Here is a 19,356-nt window from a genome sequence, read left to right as displayed (position 1 = left end):
TTCACGCGAATGGTGCGGGCGGGCTCTGGGTTGTCGATGCACAGCCGGAGAGCGCCAACACGCAATCGCCGCCCACGGCAAGAAGCGTTTAAACCATTGATTTGATTGAGATATCGGAATTCCGATATCGCTTTTTTGGCATTTCCACGCCCAGGGCGATTTCGTCATTGTTTGCGCTCCTTCAGCCATTCGCTAGCCCTTGCCTGCGCGCTCAGGCAGGCATCCTGAGGCACTGGTGCCGGGGTCATCAAAACGGTGTCGGCCCGCTTGTAGTGCACATCCGCCTTGGCCTTGGCCTGCTTTCGGCTCTCGCTCGCAGCCTCCGCTCTGGCCTCGGCCACTTGGCCAAGGTTTGCAACCCCGTCGCTACATTGCTGCGCGACGGCTTCAGTTCTCTCGGCATCGCTTGAGACGGCCTCGCGCTTGGTTGCCTCCGTCGTCGCCTTGTCGCGCTGGCCCAGGTAGGCCCAGCCCAGCACGGCATTGCCCGCCACGCTCACGGCGAGTGCGACAGCCAACCACTTTGCGATGAGAGTCATGGGTTGACCCTCCATTCGCGGCAGATCTCGTCGTTCGAGTCCCGCGGATTGCCAATCCAGGCAGTACTTTGGAAACGCCGTTGACAGTGCCTTTGTTCCAGCGCGGATTCTCCCGACAGGCCCCGTCAGATCGCCGGCATTGGCCTTTCGCCGCATGGTGCTGCCCGTGACGCTGCTTCGCCCTTGTTCCAGATGAAATCGACGAACGTCGCCTGCGTGTAGGGGTCGTAAGTCGGCCAGCGCGGCAGCAGCTTTTGCGCGGCGGCCTCGGCTTTGATGTAGCGGGTTTTCTCCATCCGATAGCAGTCAGCCGGCGTGTAGTACCGACTTGCGACCACGCCCGGCCCAGTGATGCCGTTGCACACCGTGAGTGGCTGGCCTTGCCAACCTTATCCACATACGGCGTCCCAATGTGCCGATTACTCGACTCATAGAAGTGCCCCATGACCATGGCAACCTTCACGGCCTGAGACGTGCCTTGGTCCGCCGCCACGGCTTGCGCGTATTTGTTGCGCAGCGCCTCTTGCCTCACCTCTGTGGCCACATACGTCCCACCGCCAACCCCACCAACAGCGCCAATGCCGCCAAGCTGGTCCTCAGCATCTGAGGCACCTTACTTTTGCTCATGAATACCCCTGAAAACAAAACGGGCCACAAGGCCCGCTGCTGCACAGATCAGCCGGCTATCTGTAGCCAGATCGACCACCTGAGCGATGTCGAAAAGCTGCCCAGGTGCTCAAGAGCACGTCAGCCACTTGCAGCAGCACGGACAGCAGGAAGAGCCGAACCGACCAGCTTTGCGCAGTACGGCTGGCCAGTTGTGGATGGCTTGCATGGGGTCAGTTTTGGTAGATCGGCATTGGCCGGGGCACGGGTGGGTGCGGAGGCCGATCAGCCGGTTGTGTTGGCGGCAAGAACCTGGGCGGCGGTGGCGATGGCTTGCGCACCGTGGCCGCAGCCTTGCGCACGGCGGCGGCGGCTTGGTCCACCTGGGCAGCACCGGCCTTGACCTTGGCGCTTGTGTGGCCAGCTCACCCACCAGGGTGCGCACTTCATAGATCACTTCTTTGGTCTCACCAAGGTTGTGGCCTGCTTGTCTTGCGCAGCCAGAACCTGACCTGTCAGGGCATTGATCTGGTGGTGTAGTCTCGATAAGCTGCGTGCGCTCGCGCGAGTTGCGCCACTAGTGACAGTGACGCCAATGAGCGTGCAGACCAGGCCGCAGATCAACAGCAGCACAGTCAGCCCGGCGTACTGCCAGAGCTGCTGCTTTCGGGTGATGACTTCCTGCTCGGGCAGGACCGTTTCCAGAAATGCAGCATGTCAGCCCCTTTGCCCACGACGAGCGCAACCACGGCGGAGATGACGGCCATGAGCATGATGGCGACAGCGCCGTACACCAACTTCGCAATCGGTGACAGCTCGGTCTTCGTCACGTAGTTGGCTTTGACATCGCGCTCAAGCTCGTGAATCTGAGCGAATCGACGTGACCCGCTCTCGAGCCGTGTGACGCGTGTCTCGATCTGGTGCTCATGTGGGCTCCATGAAAAAAGCCACCCGGAGGTGGCCTGTGTTGTGTGGAGTTGCTGTCAATTGATGAGTGCTCCTCGCCGAGTTCCGGCAGACTGCCAGTGAGTAGCTGTTGCCGTCAACCGCGCTCCTGCAGCAGCTCCGAACCCCACTCACTACGGCTGTAGCTGCTCACATCACGCCGAATGAACACCAGTACCCTGTGCTCCTGCCTCACCCAGACCACTCCGTCCCACCATCGCCACCTTCCGCCAGCCAGATGCGAAGGTGATCGAAGAGTAAGACCACTGCCTGGGCCACTATCCACGCCGGATTGAGCAGACATCTGCGTGGTGCCGCCAAGCTCCAGTCCAGCGCCGGCCCCTCCGTTGCCTCCAACCACGGAGCGTGATCGTTCTTCCACCTGGATGCCACCGTCGGCCCATGCCGCCGCCGCCGCCGGCCGCCAGCTATTTCGCCGGCATTGTTCACAGTGACAAACACTCGCGTCGTGAGCGCGGGCCCACCCGCAGTGCCGTGGTAAGCACCCGTTCTGCCAGCCGCTCCCCTGCGACCGAGAATCGTTGAGCTCGCACCAATGTTCAGCGTCACCCTCCTGGGAATGGGGTGCTACCCAGGTTGGTGCGCCCACAATTGGCGCTGTGATGTTCACCACCAGAAGCTCCTCTTCGTCCCATCCTGCGGCAATTGCCAAGGCTCGGATGTTGGGGGCATACACGCTGCTCGCAATCGTGAGCGTGAAACTTGGGCCAACCGGAGGAGCAAGCGGGCCAATCAAAAGGGGGTGAACCGCATGTCAGCTATTCAGGATGAATGAGCGATCCACTGGTCAGCTCCGGTCGATTGCGGACGGCGGAATTGGAAAGGTGAATCTTTCCTGTTGTGTATCCGCTGGGAGTATTGCACCCATCCATCGAACATTTCCAGGGAATGAAAGCGTACCTCCGGAATGATTCACTTCCAATTCGAAAATCTTCACATCTTCAGGTGGGTTGATAAACGTGAACGCCGTGTTGCTGCTCACGGTTTGATGAAAGTAGGTGCGCTTGGACAGATCGCACACTCCGCCCGTGATCTGTAGAACAGTGGCGCCTTTGCTTGTTGAGCTGCTGATGTCATAGGTCTCCAAACGTTGACGGTCACTGCAAAAGTGAAAGTTCATCCAAGTCTTCTTCAGACGCGACAGCAACGTGGCCATGACTTGCATCGTTTCGCTGTCCCTACGCCATTCAGTTGCGCGCGACAAGCCGATGTCGCTGTGTAACGCGCAGCAGGGTCTGAGATGCCCGCAATGGCTGCCTTTACTCATCCTCGGTGATCTGCTTGAGCACAAACAGGGCGACGAGCCCTGGCGGGCGTGCAGACCTGAGGAACAGCCGGGGGCCTGGATCAACGGGCCACCACGGGGGGCGTGAAGGTCCCACCATCCAGGACCAGCCAATGCCCGCATCGCCAGCGGGGCTCGATGTGGTCCACTCGCTGGCGATGGTGGCACGAAATCGGCGTCGGCCACGATGGTGTTAACCACGGCGCCTTCTTTGATGAGTGCGTAAGTCAGCATTATTCGTTCCAGATAAAAATCACGTAGCCGCTGCCGCCTGCACCGCCTGCGTTGTTGCCACCAGACCACCGCCACCGCCACCCGAATTCGCCCGTCCAGGGGAGCCCGGATTGCCACCCACGCCCGCCGCCACTGGAGCCCCCACCGCCAGAGCTTGCGGTTGAATGGCCGCCGCCGCCACCACCGCCGAAGCCATCCAGCCTTGGCCGCCATTGCGACCAATCTCACCGGATACACCACCACTTCCGCCGCTTGACCGTGGGTGCCGTTGCCGCCGCCAACTGGAGCTGTGCCTTTTTCACCAACACCTCCCGCACCGCCACCGCCACCACCACCACCAGCTCGCCACCACACCACCACACTGGCGCCGTCGCTCCCTGCGCCACTATTTGAGGTTGTGCCAGCGCCGCCACCTCCGCACCACCTGCCGCTGATAGCAGGCCCCCAATGCTGGTCGTGCCACCGTTAGTGCCATTCCCCCTTGCCCCGCGCCACCTGCTGCACGCTGCACCGCCGCCGCCGATAGTCACAGTGATAGGCACCGTGACGGTAATCGGCTGAAACTTCACGGCCCCGCCACCGCCACCGCCGCCACCGCTCCCAGAGGTGTTGTTGCCACCCCACCACCGCCGCCGCCACCAACAGCGCGAACCCAGCATTGGCCACCATTCGCCAACAGCGCGCGGAGGGCGTAACGTGCCGCTGCCCGTGAACTCCTGGTAGCGCAATTTGCCACCGCCGCCCCCGCGCTACTGCCGGGGCCAAAAATGATTTGAATAGGTACTCATTGCTCCACCAGGTATTTGCTGATGCCGACCACTCCACACAGCGCTTCCGCGCGATGGAATGACCATGGAAGTTGGTGAGGGCGCACGCCCTTTGATCGTTTTAGAGCCCCAGGCCACATACACATCCATGGCCGTGGCGTTGGTGAACCCAAACCGGAATTTGTCTGTCGGCGGATCTGGAGCCGTGAGCGTGATGCCGGGTGTTGTCAGCAATGATTGGCACCGTTGACCGCAGCGGCATTGGTCGATGTGACCTGCGGCGTCATGTCGCTACCGGCAGCTCCCACACAACTTTTTCTGTGTAAGCAGTCACCCCACCGACCCACACCCAGTCTCCGGATGGCGCGTCATACTGCAAGGCGATTTGCCAGCCAAGCTGGTTCATGATGTAGTTTTCGGCATCCCCAAATCGTCTTGCCGTTGCGGTTGATGGTCGGCGTGAGCGTTCCCGAGGTGTTGACTGCAGCAACGGTCATGCCGTGCCAGGGAGAAGCTGGCAGCACAAGCACCGACGTGCCCGTAGTCATGCGGTACAGCACACGGTCTGCGGCGGCTGTATTCCCTGCTGGGCCGGCAAAATCGTGTATTCATTGCGCGCCACCTCACCCAATACGTGGAGCCGAGCGCAGGGGGGCTGCGTGCTCACATCGGCAAGGGCCTGCTTCAAATACCAGAGCCGGCCCTGATGCGTGACCGTTGCCGGCACAGCCAGCGGCCCTACCAGGGTGGACCATTCCCCCTTGTAGGCGGCAGCAGCGAATGCGCCTGCTGCAGCGGTCTGCACATCGGCGAGGCGCTCGGCGGCGGCTGGCGTGCTCGTCCGCCTGGGTCGCCGATGTCTCGGCATCGTCAGCGCGCGCATTGACATAATCGCCCAGGTCATTAAGTTGCTCACCCCATGGGTTTAGCTTGCTCCCCGCCGTCTCAGCCTTTCCCGAGAACACCGTAGGGGTGTCCGAGTTTTGGGCCATCGAAATTTGTATCAACATACGGCACCGTCATTCTGGCAACCCCTAATTGTCAATCTCGCCTCTGGGTATTCCCAAGCCAGTGGGATATCGAAGCTTTCCACAAATCCATAAATATTCAAGGACTCGTAGTCCTCTGAGCCAATCCAAATAGATGGACTAAACCGTGCCTTGGCAATCATTTTTTGCAGCGCATCCACCTCGCGTTTTCTGAGCAGAACATCCACGGTTGCAGTTTTAGACCATGAAAGCTGATTGATGATGGGGTCGCCCCAGTCGTCGTAACCACCGAGCGCAAAGTTGTTGATGCTCACACCCGAACCCGTGAGGACATATTCACCATACTCAACAAGGCTTCCGACTGCGATCACGCCAATCGCCAAGTCAGCAGTTCCTGTTGCTTCAATTTCAAGCGTGGCTCCCGTGTAAGTGGGCAGATTGAAGAAGTTGGCATCAGTCCCATCCTCACGATTTCCATATAGCCAATGCCATAAGCCTGATTCAGTCGGCACAGCGAACATCGGCACAGTTAAGGTGTAGATCACTGTGCTGTCAACCACCACCCTCAAGGTTATGGATTCAGCCCCTTCAACTCCCTTGATGATGACCGAGGTTGCCACTCTCCCGACATCAAGGTGATAAATGATTGAATTGGCCTGACGGACTTTTGTGCTGAGCTTTTCGTCAAAGGGCTTCATTCGGTTGATGACGCCCATCAACTTCCATTTGGCCGCGTTGTTGATTTGGTCGGCTGGGTCGTTACCGGTATTCGAGTCGATCAGGCTTCTGTAAACATTGACGCCCTTCTTGACGTTATCGCCAGATGCATAGGTTGTGCCTGCCCCACTCCGCATAATCCGTGTCCGGAACATTGGTGAATACGATTTGGGCAGGCGTAATGGTCAACGGCGAAGCACCCGCAATGGATTGGCCATCTATCCCCCTTATGCCTTTTGATATGTGGCTTCGCTGACAGTCGCCAGCCGCTTGAGTAGGTTTTTCACGTCAGACAGCTCGCGAACCGTTGCACTGAATCCCTTTTGAAGGGTCGCAATTTGCTGTTCAGTGCGTTGCGCTTGCATGCCGCCATCTCGCCCATTCACGGCGGCGATTAGCGCGCTGTTGTCAGCAGCAGGGATGATTCGTTCTCCACGGTGGATCTGGGCCACCATGTCGTAGGGGACAAAGTTGGTGCCCACTGCAAAGCTGTTCCGGGGACCGATCAGTCCGCCCTGAGCCGACGGTGTAGCCCTGTTCCCGCAGCCAGTCGGCCATGGCCTTGTCGTCAGCAAACCCCATTGCTCGGGTGAGCTGCGACACCTGTTTGCCCACAGCGGCCTCGAGCACAGCATCACCGGAGGCGCCCGAACGGATCAGGTCGGCCAAGCTCTTGATGGCGCCGTACTCCGAAAAGCCGGACCCCATTTCGAACGCTTCCCAGCCTGAGCCGCTGATGCGGACATAGCCATAGCCGCCAGCGGCGTTGATGCGCCGCAGTTCATCCTCTGCGTCTTGGCGAGTCGCGAACCATTTCCCCTGGTCACCACTTCCGACAAATTTGCCATCGACGCCGAAGCTCAAGCCACCACTGCCCGCTCCCTTTTTGCCTGCTGCCGCAGCCCTCTCGGCTTCCAGCGCTTCCTTCGCCGCGCGCTCATCAAGGATGGCCTGGGCCAACTCGGCAATCGTTCCCTGGAACTCGTTGCCCTCGCGGATTGCAGCGATCATTTCCTGCTGAAGCGCGATCTCCTTGTTGATGAGGTCGATTCTGTTCCTGGGCATAGGCTGCCTGGCGCTCGGCTTCTGTCAGTTGGCTGTCTGCGTAGCCCTCCAGCTCTGACAGCCTGCGGCCAGGATCAGTTGGGCTGCCTCGTACTCGGCCTTGCTGTCGAACCCTGACGACACCAGACCGCCACGCCACCGCTGATTGCATCGCTCAGTGCTTCATAGTCAGGCAGGATGCCGGTCGCACGCGCAGCAGCCAGGGCAGCGCTGATGTACGCATTGCCCTGGTCGGCTTGCATGGCGCGGTGCTGTCCACGTTGCCGTACAGCTCGCGCACGCTGTCGTGCAGCAGGTCGAAGAGGCTGCGCGCTTCTTCGGCAGCCTCTTCGGCAGCGGTCTGAACATCCGACACTGGTCGATGACCTTCTGTTGGTTCTTCTGGTACGCCGCGAAACTGCCGTCGGTGCGCGACTTGGCTTCGGCATACAGGTCGGCGACGGTCTTGGTGACCTCTTCGACCACCTCCTCCACCGTGCCCATGGCCGTCACGAACTGCGCGAACTGAGGATGATGCTCAGCAGCGAGGCAAACAGGCTGCGTGACGCCTCATCGTTCAGGTCCAGCGACTCGACCAGGGACCGGAACCCTCAATCGTGCTGGGCATCGTCACATTGAGCGCACCGAACTGCTCTTGCAGTTGACGCTGCAGCAGATCAAGTTGCTCCTGCTCGGTGTAGAACGCCTGGACGTAAGCGGAGTACACCGAATTGAACGAGTCCACGCCCACCCATGAGGCTGGTGATCTGGTAGATCACATCTTGGCTGTAGCCGCCGAATTCCAGCACCGACTTGCCAAGCTGATCGAGCACGCGTGCGGCACCTCTCCGGCTTGTTTCGTGTCGAAGCTGAAAGTATAGCAGTAAATTAACGCTGTTTGCACAGTAATCACAAAAACGGTGATCAAAAGCTGGTGCAATGGCGTCGGCTGTTCTTGCTGTGCCGCGTCAAGTGGTCTGGCTCGGCCACACATCCTCAATTGCAGCAACCGGCCTGCGGCCGTGGGGCCGTTCGCGATTGCCCATGAGCAGCAGCAACGCAGGCCATGTTCAAACCTTGACGTTATTTGGAGACCATGACCGTGGCCCGCGCGGCACAACATTCGGGGGTACAGCCATGTCGGCGTCTCATATGAAACGCCAACATGCGCATACCCCAGAAAATCAACTGAACAGGCGCCGCGCCTGCGGCGAGCCCGCAGACAGGTCGTGGGCATCCAGCTCGTCGTAGAGCTGGGCCAGGTCGATGGCGATGGCCTCGATGGCTTCGTTCACCAATCGATTGCCGCGGTCGTCGGTGACCACGCCTTCCATCTCCTGCGCCAGCGCGAGGGCTACCTGGCCCATGCGGGCAAAGGGTTCTTCCTCGCGCGGCACATGGGGTGCATCCAGGCTCAGGGCCAGCTCGAAGATCGCGGCCTCGTTGGGGTCTTCGGCCAAGGCGGCCTGGGTGTCGAAGCTCAGGCTGAGCACGGGCATGCCGGGTTGCGAGCCCGGCAGCACCATGCGGCCCGGCACCGCGCCGGCCACAAAGCCCTGGCGCGCCGCCTGCTGCATGATGTAGCCGGGGCTCCAAGCCGCCCCGCGCGCGCGCAGGCAGACGCTGAGCTGCGCGTCGTGTTCACTGGCGAACTGGTCCAGCTCGCGCGCCCGCGCCACTTCGTGCAGCATCTCGGGGAATTCGGGCGAGCCGCCCAGCGCGTCGGCAAAGGCCTGAGCCTTCATCACGAATTCAGAAAACTCGATCTCGTTGAGCGCGCCCTTGCGGTTGGCCAGCTGCACGGCCACCTGCAAGGCGTTGTAGCGCCGGCCGGGTTCGGCCTGTTCCCATTGGCCGCTGGCGTCGTTGCGGCCTTCGACCAGAAAGGGCTTGGTGCCCACGCGGCGCGTATGAGGCAGGTTGGCCAGCACGGCATCGCCCGACACCAAATGGTCCAGCGCGAGCGGCACCACCACGTCGATCAGCGGGTCGATGCGCAGGCGCTTGTCGTGCAGGTGATTGGCCGACGACAGCACGGCGCCCGAGCCCAGGCCACCGCCCGGCATCGCAATCGGCTCGAAGGTGGTCTTGGCTTCGCCCGACTCATCCACGGCGCGGCGCGGCTCGGCGCGGCGTGACATCCAGGTGCTGTGGGCCACCAGCCCCGCCAACACCAGGCCACCGGCGATGGCCAAACCCACTTGCAAGGAACTCATCGCTCAGCCGCCTCCACACGAACCCGCACGGTCATACTCATGTGGAAATTGTAGTGAGCCCCGGCCAGACGGCGCATCGGCCTCATGCCATTTCTGCCATGTTCATGGCAGATTCCATGTCCACGGCCACGATGCGCGAGACACCCTGCTCCTGCATGGTCACGCCGACGAGCTGCTCGGCGATCTCCATGGCGATCTTGTTGTGGCTGATGAACAGGAACTGCGTCTCCTGGCTCATGTGGGCCACGAGCTTGGCGTAGCGTTCGGTGTTGGCGTCGTCCAGCGGCGCATCCACCTCGTCCAGCAGACAGAATGGCGCCGGGTTGAGCTGAAAAATGGCGAACACCAGCGCGATGGCGGTCAGCGCCTTTTCGCCCCCCGACAGCAGGTGGATGGTCTGGTTCTTCTTGCCGGGCGGCTGCGCCATCACCTGCACCCCGGCATCCAGGATCTCGTCGCCGGTCATCATCAGCTTGGCCTGCCCGCCACCGAACAGCTCGGGGAACATGCGGCCGAAATGCGCGTTCACGGTGTCGAAGGTGCTGCCCAGCAGCTCGCGCGTCTCGGCGTCGATCTTGCGGATTGCGTCTTCCAGCGTGGTCATGGCCTCGACGAGATCGGCCGACTGTGCATCGAGGAACACCTTGCGTTCGCGCGCCACGCCCAGCTCCTCCAGCGCGGCCAGGTTCACGGCGCCCAGCGCGTTCATCTCGCGGTTGATGCGGTCGATTTCGGACTGCAGGCCCTGCAGCCGCACGCCCTCCTGCGCGATGGACGCCTGCAGCGCGTCCCGGTCGGCGCCCGCGTCGTCCAGCATCTGGCTGTACTGCTCCAGCCCCAGGCGCGCGGCCTGCTCCTTCAGCTGGTGTTCGGTGATGCGCTGGCGCAGCGGCTCGAGCTCGCGCTCGAGCTTCATGCGGCGCTCGTCGTTGGCGCGCAGGCGCACCGTGAGGTCGTCGTATTCGCTGCGGCGCGCGGCCAGGGTCTGCTCGTGTTCCAGCTTCAGCGCCAAGGCTTCCTGCAGCCCGCCTTGCGCGGCGGCGTCGTTCAGGCGGCCCAGCTCTTCCAGCACCCGGCTCATCTCGTCGGCCAGGCTGCGGTCCTGCTGTTCGGCAGTCGCGATGGTGCGCTGCAGCTCGGCCTGGCGCGCCTGCAGCGCGCGCGCCGCGAAGGTGGCTTCCTGCGCCTGGCGCTCGACCGAGCGCTGCTGCTCGCGGCAGGCGACCAGCTTGCGCTCGGCCTCGCTCACGCGATCCTGCAGGCTGGCGTGCCGCTCCTGGCTGTCGGCCAGCTGCATGTCCAGCTCCTCGAAACGCGCCTCCGCGGTCACGCGGCGCTCTTGCAGCGCTTCCAGCTGGGCATCCAGCTCGGCCAGGTCGCCGTCGATCTGCGCACTGCGCGCGCGCGCCTGATCGGCCAGCTGCGTCAGCCGCAGCACCTCGACCTCGAGGTGGTGAACCTGGGTTTGTGTTTCGGCAGTATTGCGCCTTTCCGATGACAGACGTTGGTTGGCATCTTGATACTGCGCCTCCACACGGGCCAGCGCCGATTTTGCTTCGTCGGTGATCAGGCCTTGTGCGCGCTGCTGCTTCTCCAGGTTGTCGATGTCCTGCGCGCGCGCCAGCATGCCCGCCTGTTCGGAATCGGGCGCGTAAAAGCTCACGCTGTGGGCGTCCACCGCATGGCCCTGCGGCACGAGGATGAGCTGGCCGGGCTGCAGGCTGCTGCGCGCGGCCAGCGCCTCGTCCAGGCTGTCGGCGGTCAGGCAGCCGTTCAGCCAGTCGGCCAGCAGGCTTTGCAAGGCTGCATCCCCCAGGCGCAGGCGCGAGGCCAGCGACGGCAGCCGCCCCTCGCCCTCGGGCGCCTTGGGCGTGGCGGGGGTGAAAAACGCCAGCCGCGCGGGCGGCGCGTCGTTGGCAAAGGCGCGCGTCAGCTCCAGCCGGCTGACCTCGAGCGCGCCCACGCGCTCGCGCAGCGCGGCTTCCAGCGCGGGCTCCCAGCCGGGCTCGACCTTCAGGCGCTGCCACAGGCCAGGCAACCCGTCCAAGCCGTGCTTGGCCAGCCACGGGCCCAGCTTGCCGTCGGTCTTCACACGCTCCTGCAAGGCCTTGAGCGCCTCCATGCGCGCCAGCAGCTCGGCCTGGCGCGCGGCTTCGGTGTTCAGCACCTGCTGGCGTGTACGGCGGGCTTCGTCCAGGTCCGGCACCTGCTGCTGCAACTCGGCGATGCGCGCTTCCAGGGCATCGCGCTCGGCCTTGGCCTCGTCCAGCTGCTCGCGCAGGTTGAGCAGGCGTTGTTCATCGGGCGCCGCCAGCGCCTTGCGATCGCCCACCAGTCGCTCGCGGCGTTGTTCCAGTTGGCGCACCTGCTCGCCCACGTGCCGCTGCTCGGCCGACAGCACCTGCAGCTGCTGCTGCACCTGGGTGACCGTGGCCTGCTGTTCACTGGCGCGGGCCTGGGCCTGGCGCAGGCCGTCTTCCAGATCGGGCAAGGCCAGGGCCTGCTCCTCCACCTGCGCAGCCAGGGTCTCACTCTGCTCGTCCGCTTGGGCCAGTTGCTCGGCCACGGCTTCGATGTCCGCCAGCGCCGCCTCGCGGCGCTGCTGCCACTCGGCCTGCTGCTCGGTCAACTGGCTCTGGCGCAGCTCGGCACGGCGCCGGCCTTCCACCACGTAGCGGATCTCGGCTTCGAGCTTGCCGACCTCGGCGCTGGCGGCGTACAGCTCACCCTGCGCGCGGTTAACGCTGTCGCTGGCGGCATAGTGGGCCTGGCGCACGCTCTCGATGTCCGCCTCGACATGGCGCAGCTCGGCCGTGCGCGCTTCCAGTTCGTTGACGGCCTCGTTGCCCTGGCTGCGGATGCGGTTCTGGTCGGCCTCGGCCTCGTTGCGCTTGAGCAGCCACAGCTGGTGCAGCCGCCGCGTGCCGGTGGCCTGCAAGGTGGTGTAGTGCTGCGCGACCTCGGCCTGCTTTTCGAGCTTCTCCAGGTTGGTGTTCAGCTCGCGCAGGATGTCTTCGACGCGCGTGAGGTTCTCGCGCGTGTCGGCCAGCCGGTTTTCGGTTTCGCGCCGGCGCTCCTTGTACTTGCTGACGCCGGCAGCCTCTTCGAGGAACAGCCGCAGCTCTTCGGGGCGCGACTCGATGATGCGGCTGATCGTGCCCTGGCCGATGATGGCGTAGGCCCGCGGCCCCAGGCCGGTGCCCAGGAACACGTCCTGCACATCACGCCGACGCACCACCTGGCCATTGATGAAATAAGAGGAGTTCCCGTCCCGGGTCAAGACACGGCGAACGGCGATCTCACCATACTGCCCCCACTGCCCGCCTGCCCGGTAATCGCTGTTGTCGAACACCAGTTCCACGCTGGAGCGGCTGGCCGGCTTGCGGTGGTTGGTGCCGTTGAAGATCACGTCCTGCATGGACTCGCCCCGCAGCTCGCTGGCCTTGGACTCGCCCAGCACCCAGCGCACCGCATCCATGATGTTGGACTTGCCACAGCCGTTGGGCCCGACCACGCCCACGAGCTGGCCCGGCAGCATGAACTGCGTGGGTTCGGCAAAGGACTTGAAGCCGGCTAGCTTGATGGAATTCAGGCGCACGAGGAATCACTGCTTCGAAAAACATAGCAAACCAGAACGGTGGGGGCCGATGATACATTGACCACTTCATGCAGCCAGCCTTTGGCAATCCCCGATTTCGTTCTGGAGACTGCGTTGAGCCGTTTCATCACCCCCTTAATCGTCGCAGCGTGTTGCACTGGAAGTGCACAAGCAGGTTTGCTCGAGTTTGACAGCTCTTCGCGAGCACTCTTCGAGAAAGCCTTGATGCCCGTGCCGAATCAATACACGGCCAGCGACTGGCAAAGTGGAGCGCAAGCACTGCCAGTGGTCCGGCAAGGGCCGTACCCCGTGGACATCTTCGCCATGAACATCACGTCATCAGCTGCGATCGTGAATGCCACCGATGCGTTGACCTCACCTCGTCAGGCCACGCTGCAAATTGATTTCCCGAAAGGCAATCCCAACGCCTTCAGTGCAAATGTGTTCGGCTTGGACGCTGCTTGGCAGGCGACATCGGGCTCCGTTCGGATCCAGGCAGAAACCAACCTCGGGGGCTTGTTGGTGGTCAATCGCAGTAGCAGCGATCCCTTTGTCGGCTTTCTAGCCAGCACGGATGGCGAAGTCATCACGCGCATCACAATCTCTGGCGATCCTGCAAGTCCTGCTGTTCACACCGCAGTCGATGACATTCGGACGGGCCGGCAAACAGTCTTCCAGCCCTACGTTATCGCTGTGTCCGGCTCTGGCAGTGGCACTTGCACGCCGAGCACCTATGGCGGCGTCTCCGTGTGCACCATCACCGCTGGCCCCAATTATCAACTGACCGCTGTCAGTGGCTGTGATGGCACCCCCAGCACCAGCAGCCCATACGTGATCAGCCCATTGCGCGGACGTTGCAATGTGAGTGCCGTCTTTGTGAACCCCAACGAGCCACGCATCATTCCCAGTCTCTCCAACTGGGGCCTGGGCATGTTGGCCTTCCTGGCGGCCGTGGTTGGCCTCAGACGAATCAAGCGCACTTGACGGATCATCAAACAACACCGCGCAGATAATTGCGCCATGAATCCTCGCCTTGACCTGCTCCATCCCTATCCTTTTGAGCGCTTGCGCAGGCAATTTGCCTCGGTCACGCCCAACCCCGCATACGCACCGATCAGCTTTGGCATTGGTGAACCGCAGCACGCGACGCCCGCCTTCATCCAGCAGGCCCTGGCCGATGCGCTGGCCAAAGGCTTGTCGGGCTATCCGGCAACGGCGGGCGACCTGAGCCTGCGCCAGGCCTGTGCCGACTGGGCTCGGCGCCGCTATGGCGTGAGCCTGGACCCGGCCAAGCAGGTGCTGCCCGTGAACGGCTCGCGTGAAGCCCTGTTCGCCTTCGCGCAAACCGTGGTCGACGGCAGCCAGCCAGGCGCCACCGTGGTCTGCCCCAACCCGTTCTACCAAATCTACGAAGGCGCCACGCTGCTGGCCGGCGCGACGCCCTACTACGCGCCCAGCGACCCGGCACGCAATTTCGGCGTCGACTGGGCCAGCGTGCCGGCCGAGGTCTGGGCCAAGACCCAGCTGGTGTTCGTCTGCTCGCCGGGCAACCCCACCGGTGCCGTCATGCCGCTGGACGAATGGCAGCTGCTGTTCGAGCTGTCCGACCGGTACGGCTTCGTCATCGCTTCGGACGAGTGCTACAGCGAGATCTATTTCCAGGATGAAGCCCCCCTGGGCGGCCTGCAGGCGGCCCAGCAGCTGGGCCGCACCGATTTCAAGCGCCTGGTGCTGTTCACCAGCCTGTCCAAGCGCAGCAACGTGCCCGGCATGCGTTCAGGCTTCGTGGCCGGCGACGCCGACATCCTCGCCAAGTTCTTGCTCTACCGCACCTACCACGGCAGCGCCATGGGCGGCGCCATCCAAGCCGCCAGCGCGGTCGCCTGGGCCGACGAAGCCCACGTGCAGGACAACCGCGAGCAGTACAAGCGCAAGTTCGCAGCGGTCACCCCGTTGCTGGCCGAGGTGATGGACGTGCGCCTGCCCGATGCCGGCTTCTACCTCTGGGCCGGCGTGCCGGCGGCGTGGGATGGGAACGACACCGCGTTCGCCAGCGAGCTGCTCAGTACATACAATGTTACGGTTTTACCAGGAAGTTACTTAGCCAGAACGGTTGAGGGACGCAATCCGGGTCAAGGCCGTGTCCGCATTGCGCTCGTGGCCGAAACCGAGCGTTGCGTGGAAGGCGCCCAGCGACTGGTGGCCTTCTGCAAGGCAGGCCGCGGCTGACGCAGCCTGCCTCCTCCGGCCGGGCCTCCGCCCGGACCGACCCCGTTTTTGGTTCCTGTTTTTCTTTCTGACGGATTCGTATGACCGCACAACTGCAAACCACCATCGATCAAGCCTGGGAAGCCCGCGCCGAACTGTCGCCTACCTCGGCCCCCAAGGACGTGCAAGAAGCCGTGGCCCATGTGATCGCCGAGCTGGACGCCGGCCGCCTGCGCGTGGCCACCCGCGAAGGCCTGGGCCAGTGGACCGTGCACCAGTGGATCAAGAAGGCCGTGCTGCTGTCCTTCCGCCTGAAGGACAACGACCTGATGGCCTCGGGCGCGCTGAACTTCTTCGACAAGGTGCCGACGAAGTTCGAAGGCATGAGCGCTGACGCCATCCGGGCCACCGGCGTGCGCGTGGTGCCGCCGGCCGTGGCGCGCCGCGGCAGCTACATCGGCAAGGGCGCCGTGCTCATGCCCAGCTACGTGAACATCGGCGCCTACGTCGACGAAGGCACCATGGTCGACACCTGGGCCACCGTGGGCTCGTGCGCCCAGGTGGGCAAGAACGTCCACCTGTCGGGCGGCGTGGGCCTGGGCGGCGTGCTGGAACCCCTGCAGGCCAACCCCACCATCATCGAAGACAACTGCTTCATCGGCGCCCGCTCCGAGGTCGTCGAAGGCGTGATCGTTGAAGAGAACTCGGTGCTGGGCATGGGCGTGTACATCGGCCAGAGCACCCCCATCTTCAACCGCGACACCGGCGAAATCAGCTACGGCCGCGTGCCCAGCGGCAGCGTCATCGTCAGCGGCAACATCCCCAAGCAGACCGCCAACGGCCAGCCTTACAGCATGTACGCCGCCATCATCGTCAAGACGGTGGACGCGCAGACCCGCTCCAAGACCAGCATCAACGACCTGCTGCGGGGCTGATTCCCCAACCACCCGGCCGGCCCGCGGCCGGGTGCCCCACCAAGGACCACACCATGAGCACTGCCCGCACGATGATGGAACGCATCCTGCTGTTGATGGCGGAAAAGCGCGCGTCCGACGTTTACCTGTCGGCCTACGCCCCCGCCACCATCAAGATCAACGGCGATTGTGTGCCCATCAACCCGCAGCCGCTGCCGCCCGAGGCCGTGCTCAACCTGCTGGCCGACGTGGTCCCGCCCAACCGCATGGAAGAGCTCAAGGAAACCGGCGAGCTCAACATGGCCATCCCCATGCACGGCGTCGGCAACTTCCGCCTGTCCGCGCTGCGCCAGCGCGGCACCTATGCGGCCGTGATCCGGTTCATCAACGCCGACATCCCGTCCATCGAAGACCTGGCCCTGCCCGCCGTGCTCAAGCGCCTGGTGCTGGAAAAGCGCGGTCTGATCCTGTTCGTGGGCGCCACCGGCACCGGCAAGTCCACCTCGCTGGCCGCCATGCTGGACCACCGCAACCAGCTGGTGCCCGGCCACATCCTCACCATCGAGGACCCCATCGAATTCGTGTTCACGAACAAGAAATCCATCGTGAACCAGCGCGAAGTCGGCTCGGACACGAGCAACCTGCACGTGGGCCTGAAGAACGCCCTGCGCCAGGCGCCTGACGTCATCATGATCGGCGAAATCCGCGACCGCGAAACCATGTCGGCCGCCATCGCCTATGCCCAATCGGGCCACCTGTGCCTGGCCACGCTGCACGCCAACAACTCCTACCACGCGCTCAACCGCATCCTGAGCTTCTACCCGGTCGAAGTGCGGCCCACGCTGCTGGGTGACATGGCCGCTGCGCTCAAGGCCGTGGTGTCACAACGCCTGCTGCACAGCCTGCAGGGCGGTCGCGTGCCCGCCGTCGAGGTCATGCTCAACACCAAGCTGGTGTCCGAACAGATCGAGCGCGGCGACTTCGCCGGCGTCAAAGAAGCCATGGACAACTCCATGGCCGAGGGCTCGCAGAGCTTCGAGGCCGACCTGGCCCGCCTCATCCACGAGGGCATCGTGGACCGCAAGGACGCGCTCGCCTACGCCGACTCGCCCACCAACCTGATGTGGCGCCTGCAGAACGACTTCACCAAGAAGTCCCAGGCCGAGGAAGAGGCCGAACACAGCGACGAGCCCTCGTTCACCGACATCACGCTGGAGGTGCGCCCCTCGGGCTTTCAGCACAGCCGCTTCCCCAACACGCAAGCGCCTTTCGAGGATTCGCGCATGCGCTTTTCCAGCTCGCAGTTCAGCCCCAGCGCCATGGGCGGCGTGGGCGACTCCCGCATCGGCGGCCAGTGACAGCCTGAGGCCGCGACGCCCGCCCACGAGGGATCCGACGCCGCGAGGCATCCAGCGGGCGCCCCCTGGGCCATTGTGGCCCCGGCCATCCGGTGATCGAACAGGCGCATGGTCACGGGTCACCCGACCGGCGCATTCGCGCAACGTCCATCGGCGCGCCCAGCCCCGGTGGTGCCGGCACGGCGAGGCCGGTGACATCGCTCAGGCCAAGGTACACCGGCAGCCATCGCAGTATCCATCGCCATGCGTTTACTTTGAAACGGCAACACCCGCATACTGCCAGCCCAATCCTCACGTGATGCCCGCTTACGCCGGGAAGCGCGAGCCGCGGATCTTGCATGCACGTGGTGCGCTCCCCAACAGCCAGGCTGCCTTCGCCCCCGCTCTGGCCCCCACGTCCGAAACGACAGGTGGCGCGGCACCAGCGCCGCGCGCCGCGCCGTCAGGCAGGCGCAGCTCTACCCCCGCACCAGGGGGCTGGTGCAATGGATGCGTGGCGCGGACGCGTGGCCGGGTCCCATGTCGCAAGCGCGCCGCCAGGCCGACCCGGCGATCACAGCCCTGATCGCCGGGACGTTCGAGCCAGCCACGCCAGGTGCAGGCGGCGCACGCGGCAACCCGGCGGGCCCGCGTGAACGACAATCGGGGGCTCGAGGCCTCGCCTGGCCTCTAGACCTCCCTACCCGCCCGCCCATGTCCCCCACCCAGACCCTGACCGAACAGCTGATCGCCCGCCCATCCGTCACGCCGACGGATGCCGGATGCCTGGACCTCATCGTCGCGCACCTGGCGCCGCTGGGCTTTGTCTGCGAACGCATCGATTCAGGCCCCGAGGGCCAGGTGGTCTCCAACCTCTGGGCCAAGCGGACCCCGGCCCACGGCGGCCCGCACGCCACGCTGGTGTTCGCCGGCCACACCGACGTGGTGCCCACGGGCCCGCTGACGGAATGGACCTCGGACCCGTTCACGCCCACGGTGCGCGACGGCAAGCTCTACGGCCGTGGCGCGGCCGACATGAAGACCTCCATCGCCGCCATGGTCGTGGCCATGGCGCAGCACCTGGCCGCGCGGCCCGACACGCCGCTGGGCCTGGCCTTGTTGCTGACCAGCGACGAGGAAGGTCCGGCCGTCGACGGCACCACCGTGGTGGTCGAGCACCTGCGTGCGCGGGGCGAAGTGGCCGACTACTGCATCGTGGGGGAACCCACGTCGGTGGACCGCGTGGGCGACATGATCAAGAACGGCCGCCGCGGCACCATGAGCGGCCGCCTGGTCGTCAAGGGTGTGCAAGGCCACATCGCCTACCCGCACCTGGCCCAAAACCCCATCCACCTGCTGGCACCCGCGTTGGCCGACCTGGTCGCCATCGAATGGGACCGGGGCAACGCCTTTTTCCCGCCCACCAGCTGGCAGGTGAGCAACATCCACGCCGGCACCGGCGCCAGCAACGTGATCCCCGGCCAGTGCGTGGTCGACTTCAACTTCCGCTTCTGCACCGAATCCACGCCCGAAAGCCTGCAGCAGCGCCTGCAGGCCGTGCTCGACCAGCATGGCCTGGACTACGAGCTGCACTGGACCATCGGCGGCCGCCCGTTCCTGACCGAGCCCGGCACGCTGGTGAACGCCGTGCAGGCCGCCATCCTCGCGGAAACTGGCGTGACGACCGAGCTGTCGACCACCGGCGGCACCAGCGATGGCCGCTTCATCGCCACCTGGTGCCCGCAGGTGCTCGAGCTGGGGCCCTGCAACGCCAGCATCCACAAGATCGACGAACACATCGCGCTGGCCGACATCGAACCGCTGACGGCCATCTACCAGCGCACGCTGGACCTGCTGGCCGGCTGAACGCCACTCCACAACAGTATGCCGCCATGGCCGATGACAAACCATCGGCCATGGCCACATACCCCTTCTC

14 protein-coding genes are annotated in these 19,356 nt (G+C 64.0%); 6 read left to right on the top strand and 8 right to left on the bottom strand.

Annotation, left to right across the window (positions count from 1 at the left end):
- Nucleotides 1-164: 164 nt before the first annotated feature.
- From CCO03_RS08395 to CCO03_RS08380, 5 genes are all read right to left on the bottom strand, one after another.
- Nucleotides 165-539 (bottom strand): hypothetical protein, encoded by a 375-nt coding sequence (locus CCO03_RS08395; protein ID WP_157667570.1) that lies wholly within the window; start codon nt 537-539, stop codon nt 165-167.
- Between the two features lie 125 nt (nt 540-664).
- Complete coding sequence (locus CCO03_RS20340; RefSeq protein WP_236904088.1) at nt 665-835, bottom strand: hypothetical protein; 171 nt, start codon at nt 833-835, stop codon at nt 665-667.
- Between the two features lie 2,063 nt (nt 836-2,898).
- Nucleotides 2,899-3,267 carry a hypothetical protein gene (locus CCO03_RS19590; RefSeq protein WP_157667569.1) on the bottom strand — a complete coding sequence of 123 codons (369 nt, stop codon included), beginning with the start codon at nt 3,265-3,267 and terminating at the stop codon, nt 2,899-2,901.
- 2,133 nt (nt 3,268-5,400) lie between these two features.
- Entirely contained in the window at nt 5,401-6,258 is an 858-nt protein-coding gene (locus tag CCO03_RS19585) for a hypothetical protein (RefSeq protein WP_205690377.1), read from the bottom strand.
- 253 nt (nt 6,259-6,511) lie between these two features.
- Nucleotides 6,512-7,168, bottom strand: a complete 657-nt coding sequence (locus tag CCO03_RS08380) for a hypothetical protein (protein WP_087279761.1) — start codon at nt 7,166-7,168, stop codon at nt 6,512-6,514.
- A 286-nt stretch (nt 7,169-7,454) separates the two neighbouring features.
- On the opposite strand from CCO03_RS08380, the gene CCO03_RS08375 reads away from it, so the two are divergent.
- Nucleotides 7,455-7,676 carry a hypothetical protein gene (locus CCO03_RS08375; protein ID WP_087279759.1) on the top strand — a complete coding sequence of 74 codons (222 nt, stop codon included), beginning with the start codon at nt 7,455-7,457 and terminating at the stop codon, nt 7,674-7,676.
- Nucleotides 7,677-7,724: 48 nt separating this feature from the next.
- On the opposite strand, the gene CCO03_RS19580 is transcribed toward CCO03_RS08375, so the two are convergent.
- The 3 genes from CCO03_RS19580 to smc all read right to left on the bottom strand — a co-directional run bounded on the left by CCO03_RS19580 (nt 7,725) and on the right by smc (nt 12,961).
- Nucleotides 7,725-7,892, bottom strand: coding sequence for a hypothetical protein (locus CCO03_RS19580; RefSeq protein WP_157667567.1), 168 nt, complete (start codon nt 7,890-7,892; stop codon nt 7,725-7,727).
- A gap of 439 nt (nt 7,893-8,331) precedes the next feature.
- Nucleotides 8,332-9,363, bottom strand: a complete 1,032-nt coding sequence (locus tag CCO03_RS08370) for a cell division protein ZipA C-terminal FtsZ-binding domain-containing protein (RefSeq protein ID WP_087279756.1) — start codon at nt 9,361-9,363, stop codon at nt 8,332-8,334.
- An 82-nt stretch (nt 9,364-9,445) separates the two neighbouring features.
- Complete coding sequence (gene smc, locus CCO03_RS08365; RefSeq protein WP_087279753.1) at nt 9,446-12,961, bottom strand: chromosome segregation protein SMC; 3,516 nt, start codon at nt 12,959-12,961, stop codon at nt 9,446-9,448.
- A 114-nt stretch (nt 12,962-13,075) separates the two neighbouring features.
- On the opposite strand from smc, the gene CCO03_RS08360 reads away from it, so the two are divergent.
- From CCO03_RS08360 to dapE, 5 genes are all read left to right on the top strand, one after another.
- Entirely contained in the window at nt 13,076-13,945 is an 870-nt protein-coding gene (locus CCO03_RS08360) for an IPTL-CTERM sorting domain-containing protein (RefSeq protein ID WP_157667566.1), read from the top strand.
- A 36-nt stretch (nt 13,946-13,981) separates the two neighbouring features.
- Nucleotides 13,982-15,190, top strand: coding sequence for a succinyldiaminopimelate transaminase (dapC, locus tag CCO03_RS08355; protein WP_087279748.1), 1,209 nt, complete (start codon nt 13,982-13,984; stop codon nt 15,188-15,190).
- An 80-nt stretch (nt 15,191-15,270) separates the two neighbouring features.
- Nucleotides 15,271-16,104, top strand: a complete 834-nt coding sequence (gene dapD / locus CCO03_RS08350) for a 2,3,4,5-tetrahydropyridine-2,6-dicarboxylate N-succinyltransferase (protein WP_087279745.1) — start codon at nt 15,271-15,273, stop codon at nt 16,102-16,104.
- Between the two features lie 53 nt (nt 16,105-16,157).
- A complete protein-coding gene (locus tag CCO03_RS08345; protein ID WP_087279741.1) occupies nt 16,158-17,441 on the top strand; it encodes a PilT/PilU family type 4a pilus ATPase in 1,284 nt (427 codons plus the stop codon).
- 693 nt (nt 17,442-18,134) lie between these two features.
- A complete protein-coding gene (dapE, locus tag CCO03_RS08340; protein WP_087279738.1) occupies nt 18,135-19,286 on the top strand; it encodes a succinyl-diaminopimelate desuccinylase in 1,152 nt (383 codons plus the stop codon).
- Nucleotides 19,287-19,356: the final 70 nt, after the last annotated feature.

The sequence above is a fragment of the Comamonas serinivorans genome, from assembly GCF_002158865.1.
GTDB lineage: Bacteria > Pseudomonadota > Gammaproteobacteria > Burkholderiales > Burkholderiaceae_C > Comamonas_E > Comamonas_E serinivorans.
Note: the sequence above shows the minus strand (reverse complement) of the source record. Positions and strands in the feature narration are given on the sequence as shown.

Bases quoted from the DNA above. Each gene is read 5' to 3' on its own strand.
- CCO03_RS08395 (WP_157667570.1), bottom strand. From the start codon at position 539: ATGACTCTCATCGCAAAGTGGTTGGCTGTCGCACTCGCCGTGAGCGTG.
- CCO03_RS20340 (WP_236904088.1), bottom strand. From the start codon at position 835: ATGGAGAAAACCCGCTACATCAAAGCCGAGGCCGCCGCGCAAAAGCTG.
- CCO03_RS19590 (WP_157667569.1), bottom strand. From the start codon at position 3,267: ATGGCCACGTTGCTGTCGCGTCTGAAGAAGACTTGGATGAACTTTCAC.
- CCO03_RS19585 (WP_205690377.1), bottom strand. From the start codon at position 6,258: ATGTTCCGGACACGGATTATGCGGAGTGGGGCAGGCACAACCTATGCA.
- CCO03_RS08380 (WP_087279761.1), bottom strand. From the start codon at position 7,168: ATGCCCAGGAACAGAATCGACCTCATCAACAAGGAGATCGCGCTTCAG.
- CCO03_RS08370 (WP_087279756.1), bottom strand. From the start codon at position 9,363: ATGAGTTCCTTGCAAGTGGGTTTGGCCATCGCCGGTGGCCTGGTGTTG.
- dapC (WP_087279748.1), top strand. From the start codon at position 13,982: ATGAATCCTCGCCTTGACCTGCTCCATCCCTATCCTTTTGAGCGCTTG.
- dapD (WP_087279745.1), top strand. From the start codon at position 15,271: ATGACCGCACAACTGCAAACCACCATCGATCAAGCCTGGGAAGCCCGC.
- CCO03_RS08345 (WP_087279741.1), top strand. From the start codon at position 16,158: ATGAGCACTGCCCGCACGATGATGGAACGCATCCTGCTGTTGATGGCG.
- dapE (WP_087279738.1), top strand. From the start codon at position 18,135: ATGTCCCCCACCCAGACCCTGACCGAACAGCTGATCGCCCGCCCATCC.